The sequence below is a fragment of the Bradyrhizobium diazoefficiens genome (assembly GCF_016612535.1).
GTDB lineage: Bacteria > Pseudomonadota > Alphaproteobacteria > Rhizobiales > Xanthobacteraceae > Bradyrhizobium > Bradyrhizobium diazoefficiens_C.
Map to the genome: position 1 here is coordinate 2,261,942 of NZ_JAENXS010000001.1, position 22,571 is coordinate 2,284,512.

Sequence of the window (22,571 nt, forward strand, 5' to 3'; positions counted from 1 at the left end):
CGCGTTTGACGGGTACCGCGCTGCAGTGCGCCATTACGTCGCGCTCAATCCATGGTCAGGCCTGAGCAAAAATGAGGCACGACAGGCTGCCGACACAATGCTGCTCACGTGTCGGGCAGTCAAAAGGTATCTAATTAAGGGGAGATGCGTCGCCGCCCTGCGAAATATCGAGCCCTTCGCGCTTGTGCTCACGAGATGCGCGCAACCAACCAGCCGGGCGCGGCGGGGGCTTGCCGCGCGGGATCCGGCTGAGGACCGTCAGGCGGCGTCGCGCACTGCAAAGACCCGGTCGATCAATCCCCATTCGACCCCTTGCTGCGCGGTCATGAAGTGGTCGCGGTCCAGGGTCCGTTCCACCTCCGCCTCGGAGCGTCCGCAATGCTGCGCATAGAGCCGGGTGATACGCCGCTTGGTTTCCTGCATCTCGGTGGCATGGATCAGGATGTCGGACGCCTGGCCCTGAAAGCCGCCGAGCGGCTGATGCACGTGGAGGCTTGCATTCGGCAGCGCGGCGCGGTGACCGGGTTCGCCGGCCATCAGCAGGAACGAGCCCATCGAGCGCGCGGTGCCCATGCACAGCGTATGAACCGGCGCCTTGATGAACTGCATGGTGTCGTACATCGCAAGGCCAGAGGTGACCACGCCGCCGTAGGAATTGATGTAGAGATTGATCGGCTTGTGCGGATTCTCCGCCTCGAGGAACAGCAGCTGCGCGCAGACGAGGCCCGACATCGCGTCATTGACCTCGCCGTTGAGGAAGATGATGCGCTCGCGCAGCAGCCGCGAGTAGATGTCGAAGGATCGTTCGCCGCGGGCGGATTGTTCGACGACCATAGGGACGAGCTGAAGCATGTCGCGCATCGGCGACCTCCATGTCTACAGGTGATAGAAGTCTCGTTGCGTCAGGCCGCTGCGCGCATCAGGCAGCAATTGCTGTTGGCCGGCTGCGGCAGTTTCGCGCTGATGTCGCAGGCTTGCTGGATGATGCGAAAGCGGGTGCCGCCGTCCTCGTTCGGTTCGATCCGGAAGATGACATGGCTCTCGCGAAACGGCGGTTCGGAATCGCGAAGCCGATAGCGCACCTCTTCGCCAGGGATCGATGATTCCGGCTCGGCGCCCGCAAGATCGCAATCCGGCAGCCAGCGCTCGCGCAATTCAGGAATGGTCACGGCGCGCCAGACCTTTGTCGGTGGTGCATCGAATTCATATTCGAGCACCAAATCTGTTTCGAGCACGAGGGCTTCGTCGGCGGGATCAGGCTTCACTGCATCGCTCATTGATCCATATCCTTCAAGAGGTCGGCGAGGGCTTCCATGCGCTTGGGCCAATAGGCGCGATAGCGCGCAAGCCACGTCCCGATGGCAACAATTCCGTCCGGGTCGACTTCGTAGTTCACAAAGCGGCCCTGCCGCTGTTCGCGCACCAGGCCTGCCGCGCGCAGCACCGAAAGATGCTGCGACATCGCCGGCTGGCTGATCTCCAGTCCGTCGCGCAAGGCGCTGGCATTCAGGCTTCCGCCAGCGAGCTTCTCAAAGACTTTTCGGCGGGTCGGGTCGGCCAGCGCCTTGAAGATGTCGGCTTTGATCATGACAACACATAAGCACATGCTTATGTGTTGCGCAAGCCTTTTACTGAAGGGCTTCACCGTGCTGCGAGATATCGAGCCCCTCGAGCTCGTGCTCACGCGAGACGCGCAATGGCACGAACAGGCCGACCAGCTTGAGCAGCACGTAACTCACGCCCGCCGACCAGACGAAGGTGACGGCGACGCCGTAGAGCTGGATCAGCAGCTGCTGCGGATGGCCTTCGATCAGGCCGGCCGTGCCGCCGATCGCGCTGGTCGCGAACACGCCGGCGAGCAGCGTGCCGGTCAGCCCGCCGATGCCGTGAACGCCGAACACGTCGAGCGAATCGTCGTAGTCGAAGCGGTGCTTCAGCCAGGTGCAGGCCCAGTAGCAGATCACACCGGCGGCGATGCCGATGACGATGCCGTGCCATGGCGCGACGAAGCCGGAGGCCGGCGTGATGGTGCCGAGGCCGGCCACCGCGCCCGAGATCATGCCGAGCACGGAGGGCTTGCGCCGTGTCGACCATTCGATCGCGCCCCAGGTCAGCGCGCCCGAGCAGGCCGCGAGATGGGTCGCGATGATCGCCATCACCGCGCGCGAATTGGCAGCACCGGCCGAGCCGCCGTTGAAGCCGAACCAGCCGACCCACAACAGGCCGGTGCCCATCACGGCGAGCGAGAGATCGAAGGGCGAAAGATTTTCGGTGCCGTAGCCGTGACGTCGCCCCATCACCTTCGCCGCCACGAGGCCGCCGGTGCCGGCCGACAGATGCACGACGAGGCCGCCGGCGAAATCCAGCACGCCCATGCTGTTGAGGAAGCCGCCGCCCCACACCCAATGCGCCAGTGGAATGTAGACGAAGATGAACCAGGCGACGGAGAACAAGAGGTAGGCGGAGAACCGCATCCGGTCGGCCACGGAGCCCGCGACCAGCGCCACCGTGATGATCGCAAACGTCATCTGGTACAGCATGAACAGCGCTTCCGGGATCGTCTTCGCGGCCGGGTTGACACTGTCCATGGTCATGCCGGCGAGGAACCAGCGGTCGAGCGAGCCGATCCACGGGCCGTCGCCGACGAAGCACAGCGAATAGCCGAACGCGACCCAGAGGATGGAGATGATCGTCACCGCGGCTAGGCTCTGCGCCATGGTCGCGAGCACGTTCTTCTTGCGCACCATGCCGGAATAGAACAGCGCCAGTCCCGGGATCGTCATCATCAGCACCAGCGCGGTGGCGACGATCATCCAGGCGGTGTCGGCAGTGTTGATTTCTGAACTCGCGGCGTGTGCCGGCGATACCATGATGGACGCAAGTCCGATCGGCGCAGCCATAGCGGCTACGCGGCGCAACGATCCCGCCATGTCATTTCCCCCAGCATCAAAATTACGTCGCACGCTATGGCGTCGTTGCCCGGTGCGATCGAAGAAGGCTTATTTGAGCTTTAGAGCGCGTCGCTGTCGGTTTCGCCGGTGCGGATGCGCAGCGCGTGGTCGATCGGCGTGACGAAGATCTTGCCGTCGCCAATCTGTCCAGTGCGCGCGGACGCGGTGATCACGCCGACCGCCTTCTCGGCGATGTCGGAGGCGACCGCGATCTCGATCCGCAGCTTGGGCAGGAAGTTTACGACATATTCCGCGCCGCGATAGATCTCGGTATGGCCCTTCTGGCGGCCATAGCCCTTCACCTCGGTCACCGTCATGCCGTGGACGCCGATCGCCGTCAGAGCCTGGCGGACCTCATCGAGCTTGAAGGGTTTGATGATCGCGACGACGAGTTTCATGGTCAGGCCTATTCCCCCGGGATGCGCTGCGCCGCATGTCCCCGGCGCCGCGTCAATCTGGCATCTTTCCGGGCAAATGGCATAAAAAACTTGCAGTTTGAAGCGGAAAAACGTTTGGCCAAGGGCGGCCATGTGAACGGCCGCCTCTGTACAGGGCAAAGGTTCATCCTTCACAATGCATTTTTGGCATGGATGCGGTGAACCCGCGCCTGCCGGGCGGTACAAAAGTATTTTGGGGGGCGTGTCATGGCGAGTTGGTTCTATGCATCCGAGGGCAAGCAGCAGGGGCCCTATCCGGAGGAGCAATTCCGCGACCTGATCGCCCAGGGCGTCGTACGCCCCGATACGCTGGTGTGGTCCGAGGGCATGGCCGGCTGGCAGAAGGCCGCCGAAATTCCCGGTATGATTGGCGGGGCTGGTGGGCCACCGATGATGCCGGACGGCGGCCCGCCGATGATGAGCGGTGGTGGCTATACCGGTGCCGGGAGTGCTGCCGGTGGATCGCTGTCGGTCGATTTCGGCATCCTCGAGTTCACCTGGCGATCGCTCGTGTTGCTGATCGGCTCGTGCTTTATCATCCCGATTCCGTGGCTGTTCGTCTGGTACACGCAATGGATCGTGTCCTGCGTGAAGGTTCCGGGACGGCCGAACCTCTCTTTCACCGGCAACGCCATGGCGATCGTGCCCTGGTTCTTCGGCTTCATCGTTCTGGCGATTGTGATCGGCTACACCGGCATCCAGGTGTTGAGCACCGCGCTCTATATCGTCCAGATCGTTCTCTACTGGCTGCTGCTCAAATGGATGGTCGCGAACATGGCCTCCAAAGGGCAGCCGCTCGGTCTCAGCTTCGCCGGCTCGGTGTGGGGCTATATCGGCTGGAACCTGCTGTTCGCGATCTCCCTCATCACCATCATCGGATGGGCCTGGGTCGCCGCAGCCCAGCTGCGCTGGATGTGCCGCAACGTTCAGGGAACGCGACGCGAGATCATCTTCATGGGCAGCGGGCTCGGGATTCTCTGGCGCGGAATCGTGGCGGCGATCCTGTGCGGCTTCATCATCCCGATTCCGTGGGTCTATCGCTGGATCATGAACTGGTTCGCATCGCAGACCGAGCTGGCGCCGCGCGGTTCGATGTAAACACGCGCCGAAAAGCCTAAGCGCGATTCATCGCGCTTAGGTGATCAGCTCCGCCGCTCGCGCACCGAGCCTTCCTGCGCCACCGACGCCACCAGCGTGCCGTCGGGCTTGAAGATCGAGCCGCGGGTCAGGCCGCGGCCGCCTTGCGCGCTCGGCGAATCCTGCGCGTAGAGCAGCCATTCGTCGGCGCGGAACGGGCGGTGAAACCACATGGCATGGTCGAGGCTCGCCGGCATCATGCGCTTGTCGAACAGCGTGCGGCCGTAGCGCGCCATGATCGCATCGAGCAGCGAGAAGTCCGACGCATAGGCGAGCGCGCACATGTGCAGCGCCGGATCGTCCGGCAGCGTCGCGGCGGTCTTGATCCAGACATGAATGCGGCCGTCCTCGATCCTCTCACCGAAGTAACGGCCGAGCTCCACCGGGCGCAGCTCGATCGGGCGATCGGACTCGTAATAGCGGCGGATGAAGTCGGGCATCTCGCGGAACATCGGCTGCTTCGCCACCTCCTCCGCCGTGAGCTTTTCCGGCGGCGGCACGTCCGGCATTTTCTCCTGGTGATCGAACGCAGTCTCTTCCTCGGCATGGAACGACACCATGATCGAGAAGATCGCGTTGCCGTGCTGGATCGCGGTGACGCGGCGCGTCGAATAGCTCTTGCCGTCGCGCAGGCGCTCGACCTGGTAGATGATCGGGATCTGCGGATCGCCTGGCAGGATGAAATAGCAATGCAGCGAATGCGGCAGCCGCCCCTCGACGGTGCGGCAGGCCGCCACCATCGCCTGTCCGATCACCTGCCCGCCGAACACCCGCTGCCAGCTCGTCTTCGGGCTGTTGCCCCGGAACAAATTCACCTCGAGCTGCTCGAGGTCGAGGAGCGCGATCAGGTCGATCAGGCCTTTGGACATGGATTGAACTTTCTTGGGTTGAACTTTCCTGCCGTCGTCTCGGGCCTCGCTCCCGCGAGGCGCCCTGGAATGACACATAGTAGTTCTTGGGGGCGCTTTGCCCTTGTTTCACCGCACTGTTTCGCCCACCTCAAGTCTGCTAGCAAGACCAAGAGTTAGACGGGAATTTTGGTATGTCTGTACAGGGTGGCATTGTCATTGGTGGCGGCGCATTCGCTGGCCTGGCGCTGGCGCTGGCGCTGCGCCAGGGGCTCGGGCCTGAGATTCCCGTCATCGTCGCCGATCCCGCCCTCGCGACACGGCCGAGCCACGATCCCCGCGCAACCGCGATCGTCGCGGCCTGCCGCCGGTTGTTCGAGGCGCTCGGTGCCTGGGACGACGTCAAGGCCGAGGCCCAGCCGATTCTCGACATGGTCGTCACCGATTCCAAGCTGGAGGACGCCACCCGTCCGGCGTTCCTGAACTTCGCCGGCGATGTCGCGCCGGGCGAGCCTTTTGCGCATATGGTCGAGAACCGCCATCTGATCGATGCGCTCGTTGTCCGCGCCGAAGCAGCGGGGGTCGAGCTCCGCGCCACCATCGTTGCCTCTTACGACGCAAGCGCCGATGGCGTTGACGTGACCCTCGGCGATGGTAGCAAGATCGCCGCGAGCCTTTTGATCGCAGCTGACGGTGCGAAGTCGAAACTGCGCGAGCGCGCCGGCATCGCCACTCATGGCTGGGAGTACGATCAATCCGGCATCGTCGTCACCGTCGGCCACGAGCGCGATCACGAAGGCCGCGCCGAAGAACACTTTTTGCCCGCGGGTCCATTCGCGATCCTGCCTCTCACCGGCAAGCGGTCGTCGCTGGTGTGGACCGAGCGCCGCAGCGAGGCTGCGCGCATCGTTGCTCTGAGCGAAGAAGAATTTCACAGCGAGCTCGAGCAGCGCTTCGGGCTGCATCTCGGCGAGGTGAAGGCGCTCGACAAGCCGCGCGCGTTCCCGCTGTCCTATTTCGTGGCGCGCTCCTTCATCGCCGAGCGCCTGGCGCTGGTCGGCGATTCCGCCCATGTCATTCATCCCATCGCCGGACAGGGCCTCAACATGGGCCTGAAGGACGTCGCTGCACTGGCCGAGGTCGTGGTCGATGCCGCGCGGCTCGGCATGGATCTCGGCGGCGCCGATGTGCTCGAGCGCTACCAGCGCTGGCGCCGCTTCGACACCATGGCGATGGGCGTTGCCACCAACTCGCTGAACTTCCTGTTCTCGAACAAATCGTCCTTGCTGCGCACCATGCGCGACATCGGCCTCGGCATCGTCGACCGCACCCCGCCGCTGAAGAATTTGTTTATCCGCCAGGCGGCTGGACTGACCGGTGAGATACCGAAATTGCTGAAGGGCGAGGCGCTGTAGGGGCATTGTAAGCGTAGTTCGCGCCCCACTCTCTCCTCGTCGTCCCGGACAAGCGCGCCCCAAGCGCGCGCCGATCCGGGACCCATACGCCGCAGCAATAGTTTTGCGAAGATTCGGAGTTACCAGCTTCGCATCACACCACACCCTGTGGTTATGGGTCCTGGCCTTCGCCAGGACGACACCGAGAGCGTTGCGCGGCCATCGCGCCAAACCTCAATCGATCTTCCGCGCCTCTTCCGGCAGCATGATCGGGATGCCGTCGCGGATCGGATAAGCGAGCCTGGCGCTGCGCGAGATCAGCTCCTGCTTGGCCGAGTCGAATTCCAGCGGGCCCTTGGTCAGCGGGCAGACCAGGATCTCCAGCAGTTTTGGATCGACGCTGTTTTCGGGGCGTTCGGTCGGCGCGTTCATCGTGGTCTCCGGCGATGGCTGCCTGTAGCATAGAAAATCGCTCCCGCCCATTACGGCAGCCAGGGGTTTAGGCGGAAATCATCTTCTGGATTTCGTCGAGCAGGCCCTGGAGCCGCGCGGCCGGTACTGGCGCAGCCGAAAGCGCGAAGCCGAGAAACGTCCAGTACAGGATTTGCGCACGCGCCTGCGCGGTTGTCCCGGAGAACCCGCGTCGTTGCAGCAGCGCCTCGATATAGTCGAGCCTGCGGCGGTCGATCGCGCGGACCGCGCCCTGCGCCGCCGGATCGAACGCCGCCCAGTTCCGCACCGCGCGCTCCAGATCGAGCCGGGCGCCGAAGGTCCTGCGCAGCAGCGCCTTCAGCGGCTCGTCGCTGTCGGCCTCGATGCCGGCAATGATCTCTTCGGCCGCAATCTCGCGCCAGCGCTTCAGTACGGCGGCGTGGAACGCGCCGAGATCGGAAAAATGCCAGTAGAAGCTGCCGCGCGAAACGCCCATGGTCTTTGCCAATGGATCGGCCTTCAGCGCGGTAAAGCCGCTTTTGGTGAGCGCCTTGATGCCCTGGCAGATCCAGTCATCGGCGGAGAGCTGTTCGGACATGTCAGGTTCCGGAATCCGGCCATACACTAGTGTATTGACAGCCGGGAGGCCAGGGTCTATCTCACCATACACAGATGTATGGAGGCTTTGATGCGTGATCTCCTGCTCCAGTGCGCCGGCGTCGGGGCCATCGTCGTGGCTCTCATCCATGGCATCCTCGGCGAGACCAAGGTCTTCGCCCGCGCCCGCATCGAGCCGGAACGGCTCCGCACCCTGATTCGCCTGGTCTGGCAGGCCTCGACCGTCGCCTGGATCGGCTGCGGCGTGCTGCTGGTCGCGACGCCCTGGATGGATTCAGCTACGGCGCGCCGCTGGATCGTCATCACGATGGTCTGCGTGTTCGGCTTCTCCGCCTGCGCCAACGCATGGGCGACGCGTGGTCGCCACTTCGGCTGGATGGCGCTCAGTGCGGTCGTCGCGATGGCGGTGGCCGGCTACTGACATCGTGAGACGTAAGGCCGCAGCGTCGCTCAAAACGCACGCTGCGTGCGGAGGGCGCTGATCTTTTGGCTCCCGTTAGAATATCTCTAAGACGTCGCGGATCCGAACTGCAATTGACTTCACCCATTGCTTTGCTTCCTTCGGGCGCGCTTCGCGCACACGACAGGGAGGAGACATTCGTGAGAGTCATTCGTGTTCTTGCCATTGCACTGACGGTCGGCATCGGCATGGGGTCGACGGCGATGGCCGATGGTTTCAAGAATTGCACCAAGCTCGACAAGGCATCGTGGAAGCCGGCGAGCGACGCCGAAGCCAAGGCCAAGACCGCCGGCTACGAGGTGCGCCGCTCCAAAATCGAAGGCTCATGCTATGAGGTCTACGGCGTCAAGGAAGGCAAGCTCTACGAGCTGTTCTACAGCCCGGAAGATCTCAGCCTGAAGCACACGATTGCCAAGTAAGGCTTTGCCTCTGAGGGTGATTTCGGCTTGAACGACAAAACGGTGCGAGATGTGCGCGGGGTGTCCGACCGGACCTCCGCGGGTCGGACGGTCGCCGTCTGGGATCTTCCACTGCGGCTCTGGCATTGGGTCCTCGCGGCCAGCGTTCTGGTCGCGTCGCTCACGCCCACAGTCTATGACAGCCTGCATCGCATCGTCGGCTATGGCGTGATCGGGCTATTGGCCTTCCGCCTGGTCTGGGGATTTTGGGGCAGCCGCTATGCGCGCTTTCGCATGATCGGCGTCCGGCTTCGCGCAGCGCCCGGTTATCTCTGGAATCTGCGTCGCGGCATCACCGGCCGCTATATCGGGCTCAATCCCGCCGGCACCCTGATGCTGGTGGCGCTGCTGTTGTCGCTCGCCGTCTCGGTGATCACGGGCGCGTTGTCGGTGACCGTCACGTTCTTCGGCATCTGGTGGATCGAGGATACGCATGCCGTCGCATCGGACGCAGTCATCGTCCTGGTCGTGCTGCATGTCGTGGGCGTGGTGGTGATGGGATTGCTTCAGCGCGAGAACCTGATTCGCGCGATGTTCACCGGACGCAAGCGCATCCGTAGTCACTCGTAAAATACGATACTCGTCATGGCCGGGCAGAAGCGCGAAGCGCGTCTTCGCGCTAGACGACCCGGCCATCCACGTCTTACCTTCTGCACCAAGAACGTGGATGCCCGGGACAAGCCCGGGCATGATGGCGTTTGCGCCGTGAGGACGCGCCCTCACTGCAACGGCGGATCGCCGCTGGTGCGCTTCTTGGCGAGGTCCATCTCGGTGACCGCGATCAGGATTTCGGCGCGGGTCTTCAGGTCGGGCGCTTCCAGCATGGCCTGCTTCTCGGCCGGGCCGTAAGGCGACATCATCGCGAGCGCGTTGACGAGCGCCTCGTTGGGCGCGCTCTCGACGCCCTCCCAGTCGACCTTGAGATTGTTGGCCTTCAAAAAATCCGCCAGCGCCACCAGCAGCGCCTCGCGATTGACCGCGTCCTCGCCCATGCGTGGGGTGAAGTCGTCGGCGAAGGCGAAGAAATCCACCTTGCACTGCCGGTAGGCGGTCAGCACCTCCAGCTCCTCGACCACCCGGAAGCGCGCAACGCCGGTGAGCTCGAGGATGTAGCGGCCGTCGCCGGATTCGGCGAGCTGGGTGATGCGGCCGACGCAGCCGACGCGGAACAGCGCCGGCTTGTCGGAATTCTTCGGCGAATGCGCCGCGTCCGGCTGGATCATGCCGATCAGGCGATGGCCATCGCGAAAACTGTCGTCGACCATCGCGAGATAGCGCGGCTCGAAGATGTTGAGCGGCATCTGGCCGCGCGGCAACAGCAGTGCGCCCGGCAGCGGAAACACCGGAACGATCTCCGGAAGGTCGGCGGCCCCGCGATATTCGATGTTGATCGGCATCTGGTCCCCGCGTGGATTTGCGACCCGAGCTTACGAAAACAGGATGATCGACAAGCGCTTGCGGCCTTCGACGGTGGCTTCGTCCGCGCCGCCCCAGGCCTCGAAGAACTGCACCAGCTGCTTGCGGGCGCCGTCGTCGTTCCATTTGCGGTCGCGCTTGATGATCGCGAGCAGCTGCTCGGTCGCGGCCGCCCGGTTGCCCTGCGCATTCAGCGCCGTCGCCAGATCGAAGCGCGCCTGATGATCGAGCGGGTCTGCGGCGACTTTCTGCTCGAGCTCGGCGACGGGTCCGAGCGCCTCGGCCTGCTCGGCGAGATCGATCGCGGTCTGCACGGCCTTCACCGCGGGATCGTTGCGCTTGGATTCCGGCACCATGGCCAGCGTCTGCTTGGCCTGCTCCATCGCGCCGGAGGTGGCGTAGCATTTTGCGAGCCCGGCAAGGGCCGCGATGTTGGTGGCATCGTGCTGCAATACTTCGGCATAGATCTGGGCCGCGGCCGCGGCGTCGCCCTCGGCGAGCACGGCCTCCGCTTCCTGCAGAATCTCGGCGATGTTCGGCTCGCCCGGCGCAGTGACACCCTTGGTCACCTTTTCGATGAAGGCATTGACCTGGCTTTCCGGCACCGCGCCCATGAAGCCGTCGGCGGGCTGGCCGTTGACGAAGGCGATCACGGCCGGAATCGACTGGATGCCCATCTGGCCCGGGATCGCCGGATGCTGGTCGATGTTCATCTTGACCAGCTTGACCTTGCCCTTGGCCGCCCTGACCGCCTTTTCCAGCACGGGGGTGAGCTGCTTGCAGGGGCCGCACCACTCCGCCCAGAAGTCGATCAGCACCGGCTGGCGCTTCGATTCCTCGATGACATCCTTCACGAAAGTCTGGGTGGTGGTGTCCTTGATCAGATCGGCCGCAGCCGGGACTGCGGCTCCGTTGCCCTGGTCGATGATCGTCACGGGATCCCCTCGTCTGATGTCTGGAATGGCGGGTCTTTAGCACGTCGCCATCCCATATGCTTCGCTGTCGGCCCTAAAATTGGGCCGGCCCGGCCGAATTTCAATCCATGGCAGCCGATTCGGCGGTTCCGGGCCATTTTTGGTCGATTCGGCCGGGATCGGGCTCATGTGGGGGCTCCGAATGCGAATTGATGCCGCCGGTAGCTGTTGCATTCGCCGCCCGCTTTTGGCATACGACAGCCGTTGTCAGTCGCGTTCACGCGGCTGACACAGGATGCGGGTGTAGCTCAGTGGTAGAGCACGACCTTGCCAAGGTCGGGGTCGAGGGTTCGAGCCCCTTCGCCCGCTCCAGTTTTTTCCAGAGCATCCAAATGAGTTGGCTATCCCGCCCGGGGCCGAGTCGCTGCGCTGATTTTTTGGTGCGGGTCGGATGGGGGCTGCTCGACGTTCCTGGGCTGAAATGGACGTCAACCCGTAGCTCAGGGTGATTTTATACGGCGCGAAGGAGGTCCTTAGTCTTTTCCAGCGCTACGTTCGCGATCAGCCTATATGGATCTTTGATCGAGAGTTGATTGATCGCTGTGCTCACAAAGTCAGGCTTTAATCTGTCGATTGCGGCCAGTGCGCTTGCGACGCTGTCGCGATAGCTGCCCAGCTCCTTGATGATAGATTCCGCGTACTTTTCGCTGCCCGCCGCAATGTCGAATATATCGCGCGGCGCGATGCTGCTGCCCCGGTGAAAGATTTTCTTCGCAATGATTTCCGGGATTGTCTCCAGGAGGACTATTTCGCCCTCAACTGTCGTTTGCGTCGCCGGAGAGGAAGTGAGTGACGGCGCGACGATAAAATCGATCTCGCCAAATTCAAATCCGAGCTTCAGGAGCCGTGCGCCATCTCCTTTGTAGTCGGCAGGTCCAGTCTCGAAATTGAAGTCATGCTTCTGTGGATCGAGAAAGTGAAGAACTTGAGGATCCGGGAGAAAGATATCGACATCGTGGCTTATCCGATGATCGATCTGCAGCATCATCGCTGTGCCGCCGCCGACCGTCCAACAATCAATGATTTTCTGTTCAGCGTTGACTTGGCGGATCATCGCACAGGCAATGCGAAACAGTTGCGCCCAGTCTGATTGCGCGCTCACCTGTTACGCCGCAAGCGGATAGGATTGTCCCGAAAATTCGGCAAACGTCTTCGCTGCAGCAACCAATTGGTCGTGGCTGATGCCATTCATCTCAGCGAACGCAATTTGCAGTTCGGGCTCAACATCCCCAAAGAACGACGACATCGGACCGCAGGCCGCCCTCGCCGAAGGGGGGTCCAGCAGGCAATGGACGAGCTCCTGCGCGTCTAGCTTCTCGCTATACGGCGCATTTACAGTCGCCAGAACTAGAACAGGGCTTTTCATCTGCGTCACTATCGAGATACCCAGTCAATATAGGATTGACATGGGAGTATCCACACCCCCCTCGACAGGCCTCGCAGCAAACATTACCTAAATACCTCATTCGGTTTGCGGCATTCCGCCCTCGGGCCGGTGCATTTGGTCTCACATGATTCTGGTCACGGGCAGCGCTGGCCACCTCGGAGAGGCTATTCTGCGGACGCTTCGGCGAGGCGGATCCCCTGCGCGCGGGATCGATCTGAAGCCATCGCCCTTCACCGATGCCGTGGGCTCGGTCGTCGATCCCGATTTCGTGCGGCGCCAGATGGATGGCATTACCGCCGTGATCCACACCGCGACGCTGCACAAGCCGCATGTGGCGACCCACGGCAAGCAGGCCTTTGTCGACACCAACGTCACCGGCACGCTCAATCTGCTCGAGGCAGCTTCGGCTGCCGGCGTGAAGAGTTTTGTCTTCACCAGCACCACCAGCGCGTTCGGCTCGCAGCTTCGGCCGGAGGCCGGGCAGGCGGCAGTGTGGGTCACCGAGGACCTGCCGGCGATCCCGAAGAATATCTACGGCACCACAAAACTGATGGCGGAAAACCTGTGCGAGCTGTTCTTTCGCGAGCAAGGGCTGCCGGTCATCATCCTGCGGACCTCGCGCTTCTTTCCGGAGGACGATGACGATCCCGCAATGCGATCGGCTTACACGCTGGACAACGCACAGGCCAACGAGCTGCTCTATCGCCGGCTGGACCTCGCGGATGCGGTCAGCGCCCATCTGCTCGCTGCCGCGCGTGCGCCGGAGCTTGGCTTCGCCCGCTATATCGTTTCGGCTACAACCCCTTTCGAGCCGAAGCATCTCGTGGCGCTGTCGCGCGATGCGGCCGATGTCGTGTGCGAGCTCTATCCGGATTGCGCGCAGCTCTATCCGGCGCGCGGCTGGCGGCTGTTTCCCGAGATCGACCGTGTCTATGTCAACGACCGCGCGCGGCGCGAGCTCGGCTGGCAACCGGAATTCGATTTCGCCCATCTGCTGAACAGCCTTCGCGCGGGCCGCGATTTTCGCAGCACCCTGGCGCGCGAGGTGGGATCAAAAGGCTACCACGACACGCAATTTGACGATGGGCCGTATCCCGTCGCCCAATAGTCGCCGCTTTTGTCAATTCGCACGATGTTTCAGATGCGTGGCCGGTGTCACCGCGCACCATCGGGCCTCTGACGTTCTACTGTGCATGGGGTTGTTTTCGCGGTTTTGGATTGGTCGACCATTTGCTGCCTGCAAATGAGGCGCGCGTCATCGCGATTCCGCGTTGCAGCGAGAGCGTTGCTATCGCCGCGTGCGGTTCGAGAGAAAATCCGTCTCAATTTGATGGAGTGCAACTGCGGTGCGCGCGACGCGCTTCTCACCGCTCGCAGATGTGCTAACCTTTTCGCGTCTGCCTCTCGACAGACTCCGAACTTCGCCTACTCGAACAGCAAAATAAAATAACGTGCAGCCCTGACGGCTGCCTTAGGGGAGTGACGCGATGAAATCGATGTTCGATCGATCCGTGTTGGCGCTTGCGGCCGTGGTCCTTCTTGCCGGGACCAGCGTTGTCAGCGCACAGCAACAGCAAGACAAAGGCCGGGCGCTGAAGAAATACGAATCCGGCACCAAGGAATTCTGGACCCATCCGCCGGACGATTGGTTCCTCGGCGACGAGACCGAGGCGCAGAAGGGCCTCGCGCCGCCCTCGGGCCCGCCGACCGGCGCGTCCGAATCCGAGCTCGCCAACATCATCAAGAAGGTCAAGCTACCGCCGGGCTTCAAGATGGAAGTCTACGCGCCGGGCGTCCTCGCCGCGCGGCAGATGGCCTGGGGTGACAAGGGCACGCTGTTCGTCGGCTCGTTCGGTCTCGGCAACGTCTATGCCATCAAGGACAACAACGGGAAGAAAGAGGTCAAGACCATCCTCAAGGGGCTGAACATGCCCACCGGTCTGGCCGTCAAGGACGGCGCGCTCTACGTCATCGCGGTCGACAAGTTGATCCGCTACGACGACATCGAAAACAAGCTCGACAATCCCGGCGAGGGCAAGGTCGTCTATGACGACATGCCGTCCTATGCCGCGCATGGCTGGAAGTACCTCGCGGCCGACAAGGACGGCTGGTTCTACATTCCGTTCGGACCGCCCTTCAACATCGGCATTCCGCCGACCAGCGTGTCGCAGATCCGGCGCGTCGATCCGAAGACCGGCAACGCCGAAATCGTGGCGCTCGGCGTCCGCAACTCGGTCGGTGGCGACGTCGATCCGCGCACCGGCAAGTACTGGTTCACCGAGAATGCCCGCGACTGGGTCAGCGACGATCTGCCGAGCGACAAGCTCAACATGATCTCGAAGATGGGCGAGCATTTCGGCTATCCCTATTGCCACCAGGGCGACCTGCCCGATCCGAAGTTCGCGATGGGCCACAAATGTTCCGAGTTCACGCCGCCGGTGCTGAACCTCGGCGCCCACGTCGCTCCGCTCGGCATGAAGTTCTATACCGGCGACCAGTTCCCCGCCGAGTACAAGAACAACATCCTGATCGCCGAGCACGGCTCCTGGAATCGCCACAAGTACCAGGGTGGCCGCATCATGCGCGTGATCGTCGGGCCCGACGGCAAGAACCCCAAGCAGGAGGTGTTCGCCTCCGGCTGGATCGAGGGTGACCAGGGCTATCTCGGCCGCCCCGATGACATCATCCTCGCCAAGGACGGCTCGATCCTCGTCGCCGACGACTGGGCCGGCGCGATCTATCGCATCAGCTACAGCAAGAAGTAGCGCACGACGACAAGAGGCTGCGGTGGCCCGCAACGCTACCGCAGCCTCTTTGTTTGAAGCCTTGGATTTGGAATTCCATCATGCGCCGGCACTTCATCTCGCACACAATGGGCGCGGTTGCGCTTCTCACGCTCGGCTCCCTCCCCGCAAGTGCCGCCGATGTCGCGGCCGGCAAGGCCAAGGCCGAAATCTGCGCCGGCTGCCATGGCGACAACGGTATTTCGCAGACCGACAACATCCCCTCGATTGCCGGCCAGCCGGATCAATTCATCCAGTGGCAGCTCGTGTTCTTCCGCGCCGGCTCGCGCAAGAACGAGCAGATGCAGCCGATCGTCGAGGAGATCAACAACGAGGACATCCGCAATCTCGGCGCCTATTTCGCCTCGCTGGCGCCCCCAAAGGGTGCGGAGGACAACGATCCTGATCTCTCGAAGAAGGGCGCGCAGGCCGCTGCCGGCCGCCGCTGTGCCTCATGCCATCTGGACAATTTTGCGGGGACCAAGGCAGTGGCGCGCCTCGCGGGCCAGCGCGAGGAATATCTGGTCAAGGCGCTGCACGATTACAAAACCAGCCAGCGCGTCGGCGGTGGCGGTGCGGCGATGGCGGATGTCGCATATTCGCTGAGCGAGGAAGAGATCACGGCCCTCGCGCACTATCTGGCGCATCTGCAATAGCGACAAACTCCAGTGTCGTCCCGGCCTGCGCCCGGACGACAGTGGAGATTGTCGAGCGCGCTGCGCCTCAATCCCTGCTCAACGGCGTCTGGATGAACCCGCGATTATGCGTCGGGCTGATCAGCAGCTCGTTGATGCAGACACGCGGCGGCATCGACGCGATGAAGGCGATGGTGCGGCCGAGATCTTCGGATTGCAGCATCATGGCCTGCTCTTCCTCGCTCGGCACCACCGGGCGCTGCTTCAGGATGGGGGTCGCCACCTCGCCCGGCATCAGGCAGCAGGCGCGCAGTCCGTTGACGCATTCGTCCATGTTGAAGGAATGGGTCAGCGCCAGCACCGCATGTTTGGTGGTGGTGTAGGCGGGCCCCGGCATCTTCGAGACGTGGCGGCCGGCCCAGGACGAGACGTTGATGATCGAGCCGTCCTGTTGCTTGCGCATCGTCGGCAGCACGGCCTGCATGCAATAGAGCACGCCGTTGAGATTGACCTGGACCAGTCTGTCCCAGCCGTCCAGTTCCATGTCCTTCCAACTGCGCTTCGGGACATTGATGCCGGCATTGTTCACGAGCAGGTCGATGCGGCCATGCTTCGCGACGATGTGATCGGCCGCCTTCTGGGCCTCAGCGGCGTCAGACACGTCCAGCGCGAGCGCCTCGGCGGCCCGGCCGTCCCCGGTGATCTTGCCGACCACGGTCTCCAGGGCGTCCTTGCGGCGGCCGGAGACCACGACGATCCAGCCGTCGGCCGCCAGCGCCTCGGCGCCGGCCTCCCCGATCCCGCTGCCGCCGCCTGTGACCCAGGCCACGCGTTTCCCGTTTTTTGCCATGCCAACTGTCTCCGTTGCTTCATTGGGGCGGTTTTTGCTAATCCAGCCCTCGGTTTTGACCGGCCTTGTTTGACAAGCCTATCTACAAGCCTTGCGGTCGAGGAAATCTTGCATGAACCAAGCTGCCAACGCCAATCTGTTTTCCCGCCTGTTCGATGGCCTCGACGATCCCAAACGCCTCGCGATCGAGACGCAGGACGGCGCCCATATCAGCTATGGCGATCTGATGGCGCGGGCCGGGCAAATGGCGAATGTGCTGGTCGCATGCGGCGTCAAGCCCGGCGACCGCGTCGCGGTGCAGGTCGAGAAATCCGTCGCCAACATCGTGCTGTATCTCAGCACGGTGCGGGCCGGCGCGGTCTATCTGCCGCTCAACACGGCCTATACGCTCAACGAGCTCGACTATTTCATCGGCGATGCCGAGCCGTCGCTGGTGGTCTGCGATCCCTCCAAGGCCGAAGGCCTCGCCCCGATCGCCGCCAAGGTGAAGGCCAAGATCGAGACGCTCGGGCCTGACGGCAAGGGTTCGCTCACAGAGGCCGCCGACAAGGCGGGCAGCGAATTTGCGACGGTGCCGCGCGAAAACGACGATCTCGCCGCGATCCTCTACACGTCCGGCACCACCGGCCGCTCCAAGGGCGCGATGCTGACGCATGACAATCTCGCCTCGAACTCGCTCTCGCTCGTTGGCTACTGGCGCTTCACCGACAAGGACGTGCTGATCCACGCGCTGCCGATCTACCACACCCACGGCCTGTTCGTGGCAACCAACGTGACGCTGTTTGCGCGGGCGTCGATGATCTTCCTGCCGAAGCTCGATCCGGATTTGATCATCAAGCTGATGGCGCGCGCCACGGTGCTGATGGGCGTGCCGACGTTCTACACGCGGCTGCTCCAGAACCCTGCGCTGTCGCGCGAAACCACAAAACATATGCGGTTGTTCATCTCGGGCTCGGCACCGCTGCTGGCCGAGACCCACCGCGAATGGTCCGCGCGCACGGGACACGCAGTGCTCGAGCGCTACGGCATGACCGAAACCAACATGAACACGTCGAACCCCTATGACGGCGAGCGCGTCCCCGGCGCGGTCGGCTTTCCCCTCCCCGGCGTCTCCGTGCGCGTGACCGATCCGGAAACGGGCAAGGAACTGCCGCGCGAGGACATCGGCATGATCGAGGTGAAGGGCCCGAACGTCTTCAAGGGCTATTGGCGCATGCCGGAGAAGACCAAGGCCGAATTCCGGCCCGACGGCTTCTTCATCACCGGCGACCTCGGCAAGATCGACGGCAAGGGTTACGTCCACATCCTCGGCCGCGGCAAGGACCTCGTGATCTCCGGCGGCTTCAACGTCTACCCGAAGGAAATCGAGAGCGAGATCGACGCCATGCCGGGCGTGATCGAATCCGCCGTGATCGGCGTGCCCCATGCCGATTTCGGCGAGGGCGTCACCGCGGTGCTCGTCTGCAACAAGGGCGCCGATGTCACCGAGGCCGCCGTGCTGAAGGCGCTCGACGGCCGGCTCGCGAAGTTCAAGATGCCCAAGCGCGTCTTCGTGGTGGACGAGCTGCCGCGCAACACCATGGGCAAGGTGCAGAAGAACGTGCTGCGGGATACGTACAAGGATCTTTACGCGAAGAAGTAGAGATGGAGCACGCGTAGGGTGGGTTAGCCGAAGGCGTAACCCACCTCTTTGATTTCCGCGGTGACAGAAGTGGTGGGTTACGCTGCGCTAACCCACCCTACGATGCCACGCTCACTGCCCGCCCACCAAACTCATCACAAACCGGCTGCCGACAATGAACAGATAGCAGCCGAACGCCACTTCGAGCGTCCGCTTCGACATCGCATGCGCGGCTCTCACACCCAGCGGCGCAGTCACGAGGCTCATTGGCATCACCAGCACGGCGCCGATCAGGGAAACGTAGCCAAGTGCGAACGGGACTTGCAGCGCAGTGACGCTCGGGTAGGTCGCGGCCGCCGGCCAACCGGCATAGACGTAGCCGAGCGCACCGGGGATCGAGATCAGCACCGCGAGCGCCGACGAGGTCGCGATCGCCTGATGAATCGGCCGGCCATAAAATGTCATCAGCAGGTTCGAGAACAGGCCGCCGCCGATGCCCATCAGCGTCGAGAGAATGCCGACGCTGAAACCGTAGATGCGCATCAATAGGCCCTTCGGCAGATCGTCGCCGAGTTTCCAGGTCTCGCGGGCGAAGACCAGGCGCATGGCGGCCGAATAGGCGACACAGACGAAGACGATCTTGAACAGCCGCTCCGGCGCGTAGCGCGCGACCAAGCTGCCGGCGACGACGCCGATCAGGATCGGCAGCCACCACACGCGCAGGATCGACATGTCGACGGCGCCGCGCTTGTAATGCGCCTGGAACGAGCGAATCGAGGTCGGGATGATTACCGCAAGGGAGGTGCCGACGCAGAGCGGCATCCGCACCTCCAGCGGCACGCCGGCGATGCGGAAGCATTCGTAGAACACCGGCACGAGAATCGCGCCGCCGCCGATGCCGAACACGCCGGCCAGGAATCCCGAGAGCGCACCGACTGCGATCAACAGCAGCGCGAGCTCGACCAGCTCCTTGATATCAAGACCTGCAATCACCCCAGATCTGCCCTGGCGACTGGTCTCAGCTTCTCCGTGATGTCGATTCGGAAAGCTGCCGGCCGAGCTTTAGGCGATCCGATTCCCGTGGTCGACACGCTGCGTCTTCGGTCTTGGGTGGGATGCAGGCTGCGCATATCCGCCGCCACGCGGAAAATCGATGCGCATGACGGAAATTGCGAGTGGCGCGTCGGCCAGCTGGGGTGCGCCCAAGCGTCATGAACTGACTGGTTCGAACTGTCGCCGCCGATCTCCGACCTAGAGCCGTTCCAATAGTGATTTCAACGCGCCTTGGTGGACACCACAGAAGATGAATTTATATTCTTTCCTTGGTCGGTGCGCCACCGCCCTGGTATACCAAGCCCCTGATTGAGCTGTGCCATCAATGCCGTAGCGATGAACACAGGTTCGATTTATGGCGATTTGGTGATTGCGCAGGCGAAATCGACTCCGTAAATAGAGCCCACCTTTTCGCGATCCCCGCGCGCCCCTGCTGGGCCGCAACAAACATCAAAAGCCCATGACCGCACGGATCGAACGACCGCTTTCACCACACATGCAAGTCTACCGCTGGACCTTGACGATGGCGCTGTCCATCGTCCATCGCGCCACCGGTATCGCCCTCTATGCCGGAACCCTGCTGCTGGTCTGGTGGCTGGTTGCCGCGGCTTCGGGCCCCGCCGCCTACGCCAACATCCAGGCCTTCACCAGCAGCATCATCGGACGCCTGATCGTGTTCGGCTACACCTGGGCGCTGATGCACCATATGTTGAGTGGCGTCCGGCACTTGGTCTGGGACCTCGGCTACGGCTTCAAGGCCAATGAGCGCGAGGCCTTGACCTGGGGCGCGCTGATCGGCGGTATCGTGCTGACGGTGCTGATCTGGATCATTGCCTACGCGATCGGAGGCGGACGATGAGCACAGCCGACACCCCGAAGCGCAGCATGCGCACCGCGCTCGGCCGCGTCCGCAATCTCGGCGCCGCTCATTCCGGCACATCCGACTTCTGGCGCCAGCGCATCACCGCCGTTGCGATGACGCTGCTGATGATCCCGGTGATCGTGATCATCATGATGCTGCTCGGCCGCAACCAGGCCGGCGCCAAGCAGATCCTCGGCTCGCTGCCGGTCGCCATCATCATGCTGCTCTTCATCGTCGCCAGCGCCTGGCACATGAAGATCGGCATGCAGGTCGTCATCGAGGACTACGTGCACAACGAGAAGCTGAAGCTCGCTTCAATCATGCTCAACAATTTCTTCGCTGTCGCGGTTGCGCTCGCCTCGATCTACGCGATTCTCCAACTTTCATCCGGAGTGTAACCCATGGTTACCGGAACCTCGGCCACGGGGACGAATGGCAAGGGCGACGGCGCTCCCGCCACCAACGGCAAAGCCTATCCGATCGAAGACCACACCTATGACGTCGTCGTCGTTGGCGCCGGCGGCGCCGGCCTGCGCGCCACGGTCGGCTGCAGCGAGGCCGGCCTCCGTACCGCCTGCATCACCAAGGTTTTCCCGACGCGATCGCACACGGTCGCGGCGCAGGGCGGCATCTCCGCTTCGCTCGGCAACATGCACAAGGACGACTGGCGCTGGCACATGTACGACACCGTGAAGGGGTCGGACTGGCTCGGCGACCAGGACGCAATCGAATACATGGTGCGCAACGCGCCCGAGGCGGTCTACGAGCTCGAGCATTGGGGCGTGCCGTTCTCGCGCACCGAGGACGGCAAGATCTACCAGCGCCCGTTCGGCGGCATGACCCTGGACTACGGCAAGGGCCAGGCGCAGCGCACCTGCGCCGCCGCCGACCGCACCGGCCACGCCATGCTGCACACGATGTACGGCCAGTCGCTGCGCCATGCGGCCGAGTTCTTCATCGAGTTCTTCGCCATCGACCTGATCATGGACGACCAGGGCACCTGCCGCGGCGTCATCGCGCTCAAGCTCGATGACGGCACGCTGCACCGCTTCCGCGCCCAGACCGTGATCCTCGCCACCGGCGGCTACGGCCGCGCCTATGCTTCCTGCACCTCGGCGCACACCTGCACGGGCGACGGCGGCGGCATGGTGCTGCGCGCCGGCCTGCCGATGCAGGACATGGAGTTCGTGCAGTTCCACCCGACCGGCATCTACGGCTCGGGCTGCCTCGTCACCGAGGGCGCGCGCGGCGAAGGCGGCTACCTCGTCAACTCCGAGGGCGAACGTTTCATGGAGCGCTACGCACCTTCCGCCAAGGATCTGGCCTCGCGTGACGTCGTCTCGCGCGCGATGACCATCGAGATCCGCGAAGGCCGCGGCGTCGGCAAGAAGAAGGACCACATCTTCCTGCATCTCGACCATCTCGATCCCGCGGTGCTGGCCGAGCGCCTGCCGGGCATCTCCGAATCCGCGAAGATTTTCGCCAATGTCGACGTGACGCGCGAGCCGATCCCGATCGTGCCGACCGTACACTACAACATGGGCGGCATCCCGACGAATTATCACGGCGAAGTGCTGACCAAGAAGGACGGCGACGACAACGCCATCATCCCCGGCCTGATGGCGATCGGCGAAGCGGCCTGCGTCTCCGTTCACGGCGCCAATCGTCTCGGCTCCAACTCGCTGATCGACCTCGTCGTATTCGGCCGCGCCGCTGCGCTGCGTCTTGCCGAGAAGCTGACGCCGAACGCCAGCCAGCCGGAGCTGCCGGCGAACTCGTCCGAGCTCGCGCTCGGCCGCCTCGACCATTACCGCTATGCCTCCGGCAGCACCCCGACCGCAAAGCTGCGCGAAGGCATGCAGCACGTGATGCAGAACAATTGCGCGGTGTTCCGCACAGGCGATATCCTGAGCGAAGGCCAGAACCTGATCGAGAAGGTCCACAGCGGCATCACCGACATCGCCGTGTCCGATCGCTCACTGGTGTGGAATTCGGATCTGATCGAGACACTCGAATTCGACAATCTGATTTCGCAGGCGGTGGTAACGATGAACTCGGCCGCCAACCGCACCGAAAGCCGCGGCGCGCATGCCCGCGAGGACTTCTCCGCGCGCGACGACCAGAACTGGATGAAGCACACGCTGGCCTGGTTGGACGATTCCGGCAAGGTCAAGATCGAGTACCGCCCGGTTCACGACTACACCATGACCAACGACGTGCAGTACATTCCGCCCAAAGCCCGCGTTTACTAAACG

Annotated in this window: 26 protein-coding genes and 1 tRNA gene; 13 read left to right on the top strand and 14 right to left on the bottom strand. The window is 63.2% G+C overall.

What is annotated here, in order from left to right; genetic code table 11:
- Positions 1-258 precede the first annotated feature (258 nt).
- The 5 genes from JJE66_RS10630 to JJE66_RS10650 all read right to left on the bottom strand — a co-directional run bounded on the left by JJE66_RS10630 (position 259) and on the right by JJE66_RS10650 (position 3,349).
- Positions 259-861 (bottom strand): ATP-dependent Clp protease proteolytic subunit, encoded by a 603-nt coding sequence (locus JJE66_RS10630; RefSeq protein ID WP_200514224.1) that lies wholly within the window; start codon positions 859-861, stop codon positions 259-261.
- A 41-nt stretch (positions 862-902) separates the two neighbouring features.
- Positions 903-1,277, bottom strand: a complete 375-nt coding sequence (locus tag JJE66_RS10635; protein ID WP_200514225.1) for an SRPBCC domain-containing protein — start codon at positions 1,275-1,277, stop codon at positions 903-905.
- Positions 1,274-1,588, bottom strand: coding sequence for a helix-turn-helix transcriptional regulator (locus JJE66_RS10640; RefSeq protein ID WP_200514226.1), 315 nt, complete (start codon positions 1,586-1,588; stop codon positions 1,274-1,276). The genes JJE66_RS10635 and JJE66_RS10640 overlap by 4 nt, the downstream gene beginning before the upstream one ends.
- 40 nt (positions 1,589-1,628) lie before the next feature.
- Positions 1,629-2,930, bottom strand: coding sequence for an ammonium transporter (locus tag JJE66_RS10645; RefSeq protein WP_200514227.1), 1,302 nt, complete (start codon positions 2,928-2,930; stop codon positions 1,629-1,631).
- Between the two features lie 80 nt (positions 2,931-3,010).
- Positions 3,011-3,349, bottom strand: coding sequence for a P-II family nitrogen regulator (locus tag JJE66_RS10650; protein WP_014438868.1), 339 nt, complete (start codon positions 3,347-3,349; stop codon positions 3,011-3,013).
- 246 nt (positions 3,350-3,595) lie between these two features.
- Between JJE66_RS10650 and JJE66_RS10655 the strand changes: the two genes are divergently transcribed.
- Positions 3,596-4,486, top strand: coding sequence for a DUF4339 domain-containing protein (locus JJE66_RS10655; RefSeq protein WP_200514228.1), 891 nt, complete (start codon positions 3,596-3,598; stop codon positions 4,484-4,486).
- A 44-nt stretch (positions 4,487-4,530) separates the two neighbouring features.
- On the opposite strand, the gene tesB is transcribed toward JJE66_RS10655, so the two are convergent.
- Positions 4,531-5,394, bottom strand: coding sequence for an acyl-CoA thioesterase II (gene tesB, locus JJE66_RS10660; RefSeq protein WP_200514229.1), 864 nt, complete (start codon positions 5,392-5,394; stop codon positions 4,531-4,533).
- Between the two features lie 173 nt (positions 5,395-5,567).
- Here tesB and JJE66_RS10665 point away from each other — a divergent pair, with 173 nt between their 5' ends.
- Positions 5,568-6,788, top strand: coding sequence for a ubiquinone biosynthesis hydroxylase (locus tag JJE66_RS10665; protein ID WP_200514230.1), 1,221 nt, complete (start codon positions 5,568-5,570; stop codon positions 6,786-6,788).
- A 213-nt stretch (positions 6,789-7,001) separates the two neighbouring features.
- Here JJE66_RS10665 and JJE66_RS10670 read toward each other — a convergent pair whose 3' ends face one another.
- Together JJE66_RS10670 and JJE66_RS10675 are read right to left on the bottom strand one after the other, a co-directional pair.
- Positions 7,002-7,199: a Trm112 family protein gene (locus JJE66_RS10670; protein WP_200514231.1), complete on the bottom strand. Its 198-nt coding sequence runs from the start codon at positions 7,197-7,199 to the stop codon at positions 7,002-7,004.
- Positions 7,200-7,266: 67 nt separating this feature from the next.
- Entirely contained in the window at positions 7,267-7,797 is a 531-nt protein-coding gene (locus JJE66_RS10675) for a TetR/AcrR family transcriptional regulator (protein WP_200514232.1), read from the bottom strand.
- A gap of 90 nt (positions 7,798-7,887) precedes the next feature.
- Here JJE66_RS10675 and JJE66_RS10680 point away from each other — a divergent pair, with 90 nt between their 5' ends.
- From JJE66_RS10680 to JJE66_RS10690, 3 genes are all read left to right on the top strand, one after another.
- Entirely contained in the window at positions 7,888-8,238 is a 351-nt protein-coding gene (locus tag JJE66_RS10680; RefSeq protein ID WP_200514233.1) for a hypothetical protein, read from the top strand.
- Between the two features lie 179 nt (positions 8,239-8,417).
- Positions 8,418-8,696, top strand: a complete 279-nt coding sequence (locus tag JJE66_RS10685) for a PepSY domain-containing protein (protein ID WP_200514234.1) — start codon at positions 8,418-8,420, stop codon at positions 8,694-8,696.
- Positions 8,697-8,723: 27 nt separating this feature from the next.
- Entirely contained in the window at positions 8,724-9,305 is a 582-nt protein-coding gene (locus JJE66_RS10690) for a cytochrome b/b6 domain-containing protein (RefSeq protein ID WP_200514235.1), read from the top strand.
- A 149-nt stretch (positions 9,306-9,454) separates the two neighbouring features.
- On the opposite strand, the gene JJE66_RS10695 is transcribed toward JJE66_RS10690, so the two are convergent.
- Together JJE66_RS10695 and trxA are read right to left on the bottom strand one after the other, a co-directional pair.
- Positions 9,455-10,132: an LON peptidase substrate-binding domain-containing protein gene (locus JJE66_RS10695; RefSeq protein WP_200514236.1), complete on the bottom strand. Its 678-nt coding sequence runs from the start codon at positions 10,130-10,132 to the stop codon at positions 9,455-9,457.
- 30 nt (positions 10,133-10,162) lie between these two features.
- Positions 10,163-11,086: a thioredoxin gene (gene trxA, locus JJE66_RS10700; RefSeq protein WP_200514237.1), complete on the bottom strand. Its 924-nt coding sequence runs from the start codon at positions 11,084-11,086 to the stop codon at positions 10,163-10,165.
- A 276-nt stretch (positions 11,087-11,362) separates the two neighbouring features.
- On the opposite strand from trxA, the gene JJE66_RS10705 reads away from it, so the two are divergent.
- A tRNA-Gly gene (locus JJE66_RS10705) sits at positions 11,363-11,437 on the top strand.
- A 139-nt stretch (positions 11,438-11,576) separates the two neighbouring features.
- Here the strand turns inward: JJE66_RS10705 and JJE66_RS10710 are convergent.
- Entirely contained in the window at positions 11,577-12,227 is a 651-nt protein-coding gene (locus JJE66_RS10710; protein ID WP_311979845.1) for a nucleotidyl transferase AbiEii/AbiGii toxin family protein, read from the bottom strand.
- Positions 12,228-12,230: 3 nt separating this feature from the next.
- The gene (locus JJE66_RS10715) at positions 12,231-12,491 is read right to left on the bottom strand and encodes a hypothetical protein (RefSeq protein ID WP_200514238.1); all 261 of its coding nucleotides are present in this window, start codon (positions 12,489-12,491) and stop codon (positions 12,231-12,233) included.
- A gap of 145 nt (positions 12,492-12,636) precedes the next feature.
- Here JJE66_RS10715 and JJE66_RS10720 point away from each other — a divergent pair, with 145 nt between their 5' ends.
- From JJE66_RS10720 to JJE66_RS10730, 3 genes are all read left to right on the top strand, one after another.
- Positions 12,637-13,620: an NAD(P)-dependent oxidoreductase gene (locus JJE66_RS10720; RefSeq protein WP_200514239.1), complete on the top strand. Its 984-nt coding sequence runs from the start codon at positions 12,637-12,639 to the stop codon at positions 13,618-13,620.
- A 379-nt stretch (positions 13,621-13,999) separates the two neighbouring features.
- Complete coding sequence (locus JJE66_RS10725) at positions 14,000-15,277, top strand: sorbosone dehydrogenase family protein (RefSeq protein ID WP_200514240.1); 1,278 nt, start codon at positions 14,000-14,002, stop codon at positions 15,275-15,277.
- Between the two features lie 80 nt (positions 15,278-15,357).
- Positions 15,358-15,951: a cytochrome c gene (locus JJE66_RS10730; RefSeq protein WP_200514241.1), complete on the top strand. Its 594-nt coding sequence runs from the start codon at positions 15,358-15,360 to the stop codon at positions 15,949-15,951.
- Between the two features lie 67 nt (positions 15,952-16,018).
- Here the strand turns inward: JJE66_RS10730 and JJE66_RS10735 are convergent, their stop codons facing one another.
- Positions 16,019-16,780 carry an SDR family oxidoreductase gene (locus JJE66_RS10735; protein WP_200514242.1) on the bottom strand — a complete coding sequence of 254 codons (762 nt, stop codon included), beginning with the start codon at positions 16,778-16,780 and terminating at the stop codon, positions 16,019-16,021.
- Positions 16,781-16,892: 112 nt separating this feature from the next.
- Here JJE66_RS10735 and JJE66_RS10740 point away from each other — a divergent pair, with 112 nt between their 5' ends.
- On the top strand, positions 16,893-18,422 hold the full coding sequence (locus JJE66_RS10740; protein ID WP_200514243.1) for a malonyl-CoA synthase: 1,530 nt from the start codon (positions 16,893-16,895) through the stop codon (positions 18,420-18,422).
- Between the two features lie 111 nt (positions 18,423-18,533).
- Here the strand turns inward: JJE66_RS10740 and JJE66_RS10745 are convergent, their stop codons facing one another.
- The gene (locus tag JJE66_RS10745; RefSeq protein ID WP_200514244.1) at positions 18,534-19,394 is read right to left on the bottom strand and encodes a sulfite exporter TauE/SafE family protein; all 861 of its coding nucleotides are present in this window, start codon (positions 19,392-19,394) and stop codon (positions 18,534-18,536) included.
- Between the two features lie 520 nt (positions 19,395-19,914).
- On the opposite strand from JJE66_RS10745, the gene sdhC reads away from it, so the two are divergent.
- From sdhC to sdhA, 3 genes are read left to right on the top strand one after another with little or no spacing between them, the layout of a single operon-like run.
- Positions 19,915-20,313, top strand: a complete 399-nt coding sequence (sdhC, locus tag JJE66_RS10750; protein WP_200514245.1) for a succinate dehydrogenase, cytochrome b556 subunit — start codon at positions 19,915-19,917, stop codon at positions 20,311-20,313.
- Positions 20,310-20,714: a succinate dehydrogenase, hydrophobic membrane anchor protein gene (sdhD, locus tag JJE66_RS10755; protein WP_200514246.1), complete on the top strand. Its 405-nt coding sequence runs from the start codon at positions 20,310-20,312 to the stop codon at positions 20,712-20,714. Before sdhC ends, sdhD begins: the two co-directional genes overlap by 4 nt.
- A gap of 3 nt (positions 20,715-20,717) precedes the next feature.
- A complete protein-coding gene (sdhA, locus tag JJE66_RS10760; RefSeq protein ID WP_200514247.1) occupies positions 20,718-22,568 on the top strand; it encodes a succinate dehydrogenase flavoprotein subunit in 1,851 nt (616 codons plus the stop codon).
- Positions 22,569-22,571 lie beyond the last annotated feature (3 nt).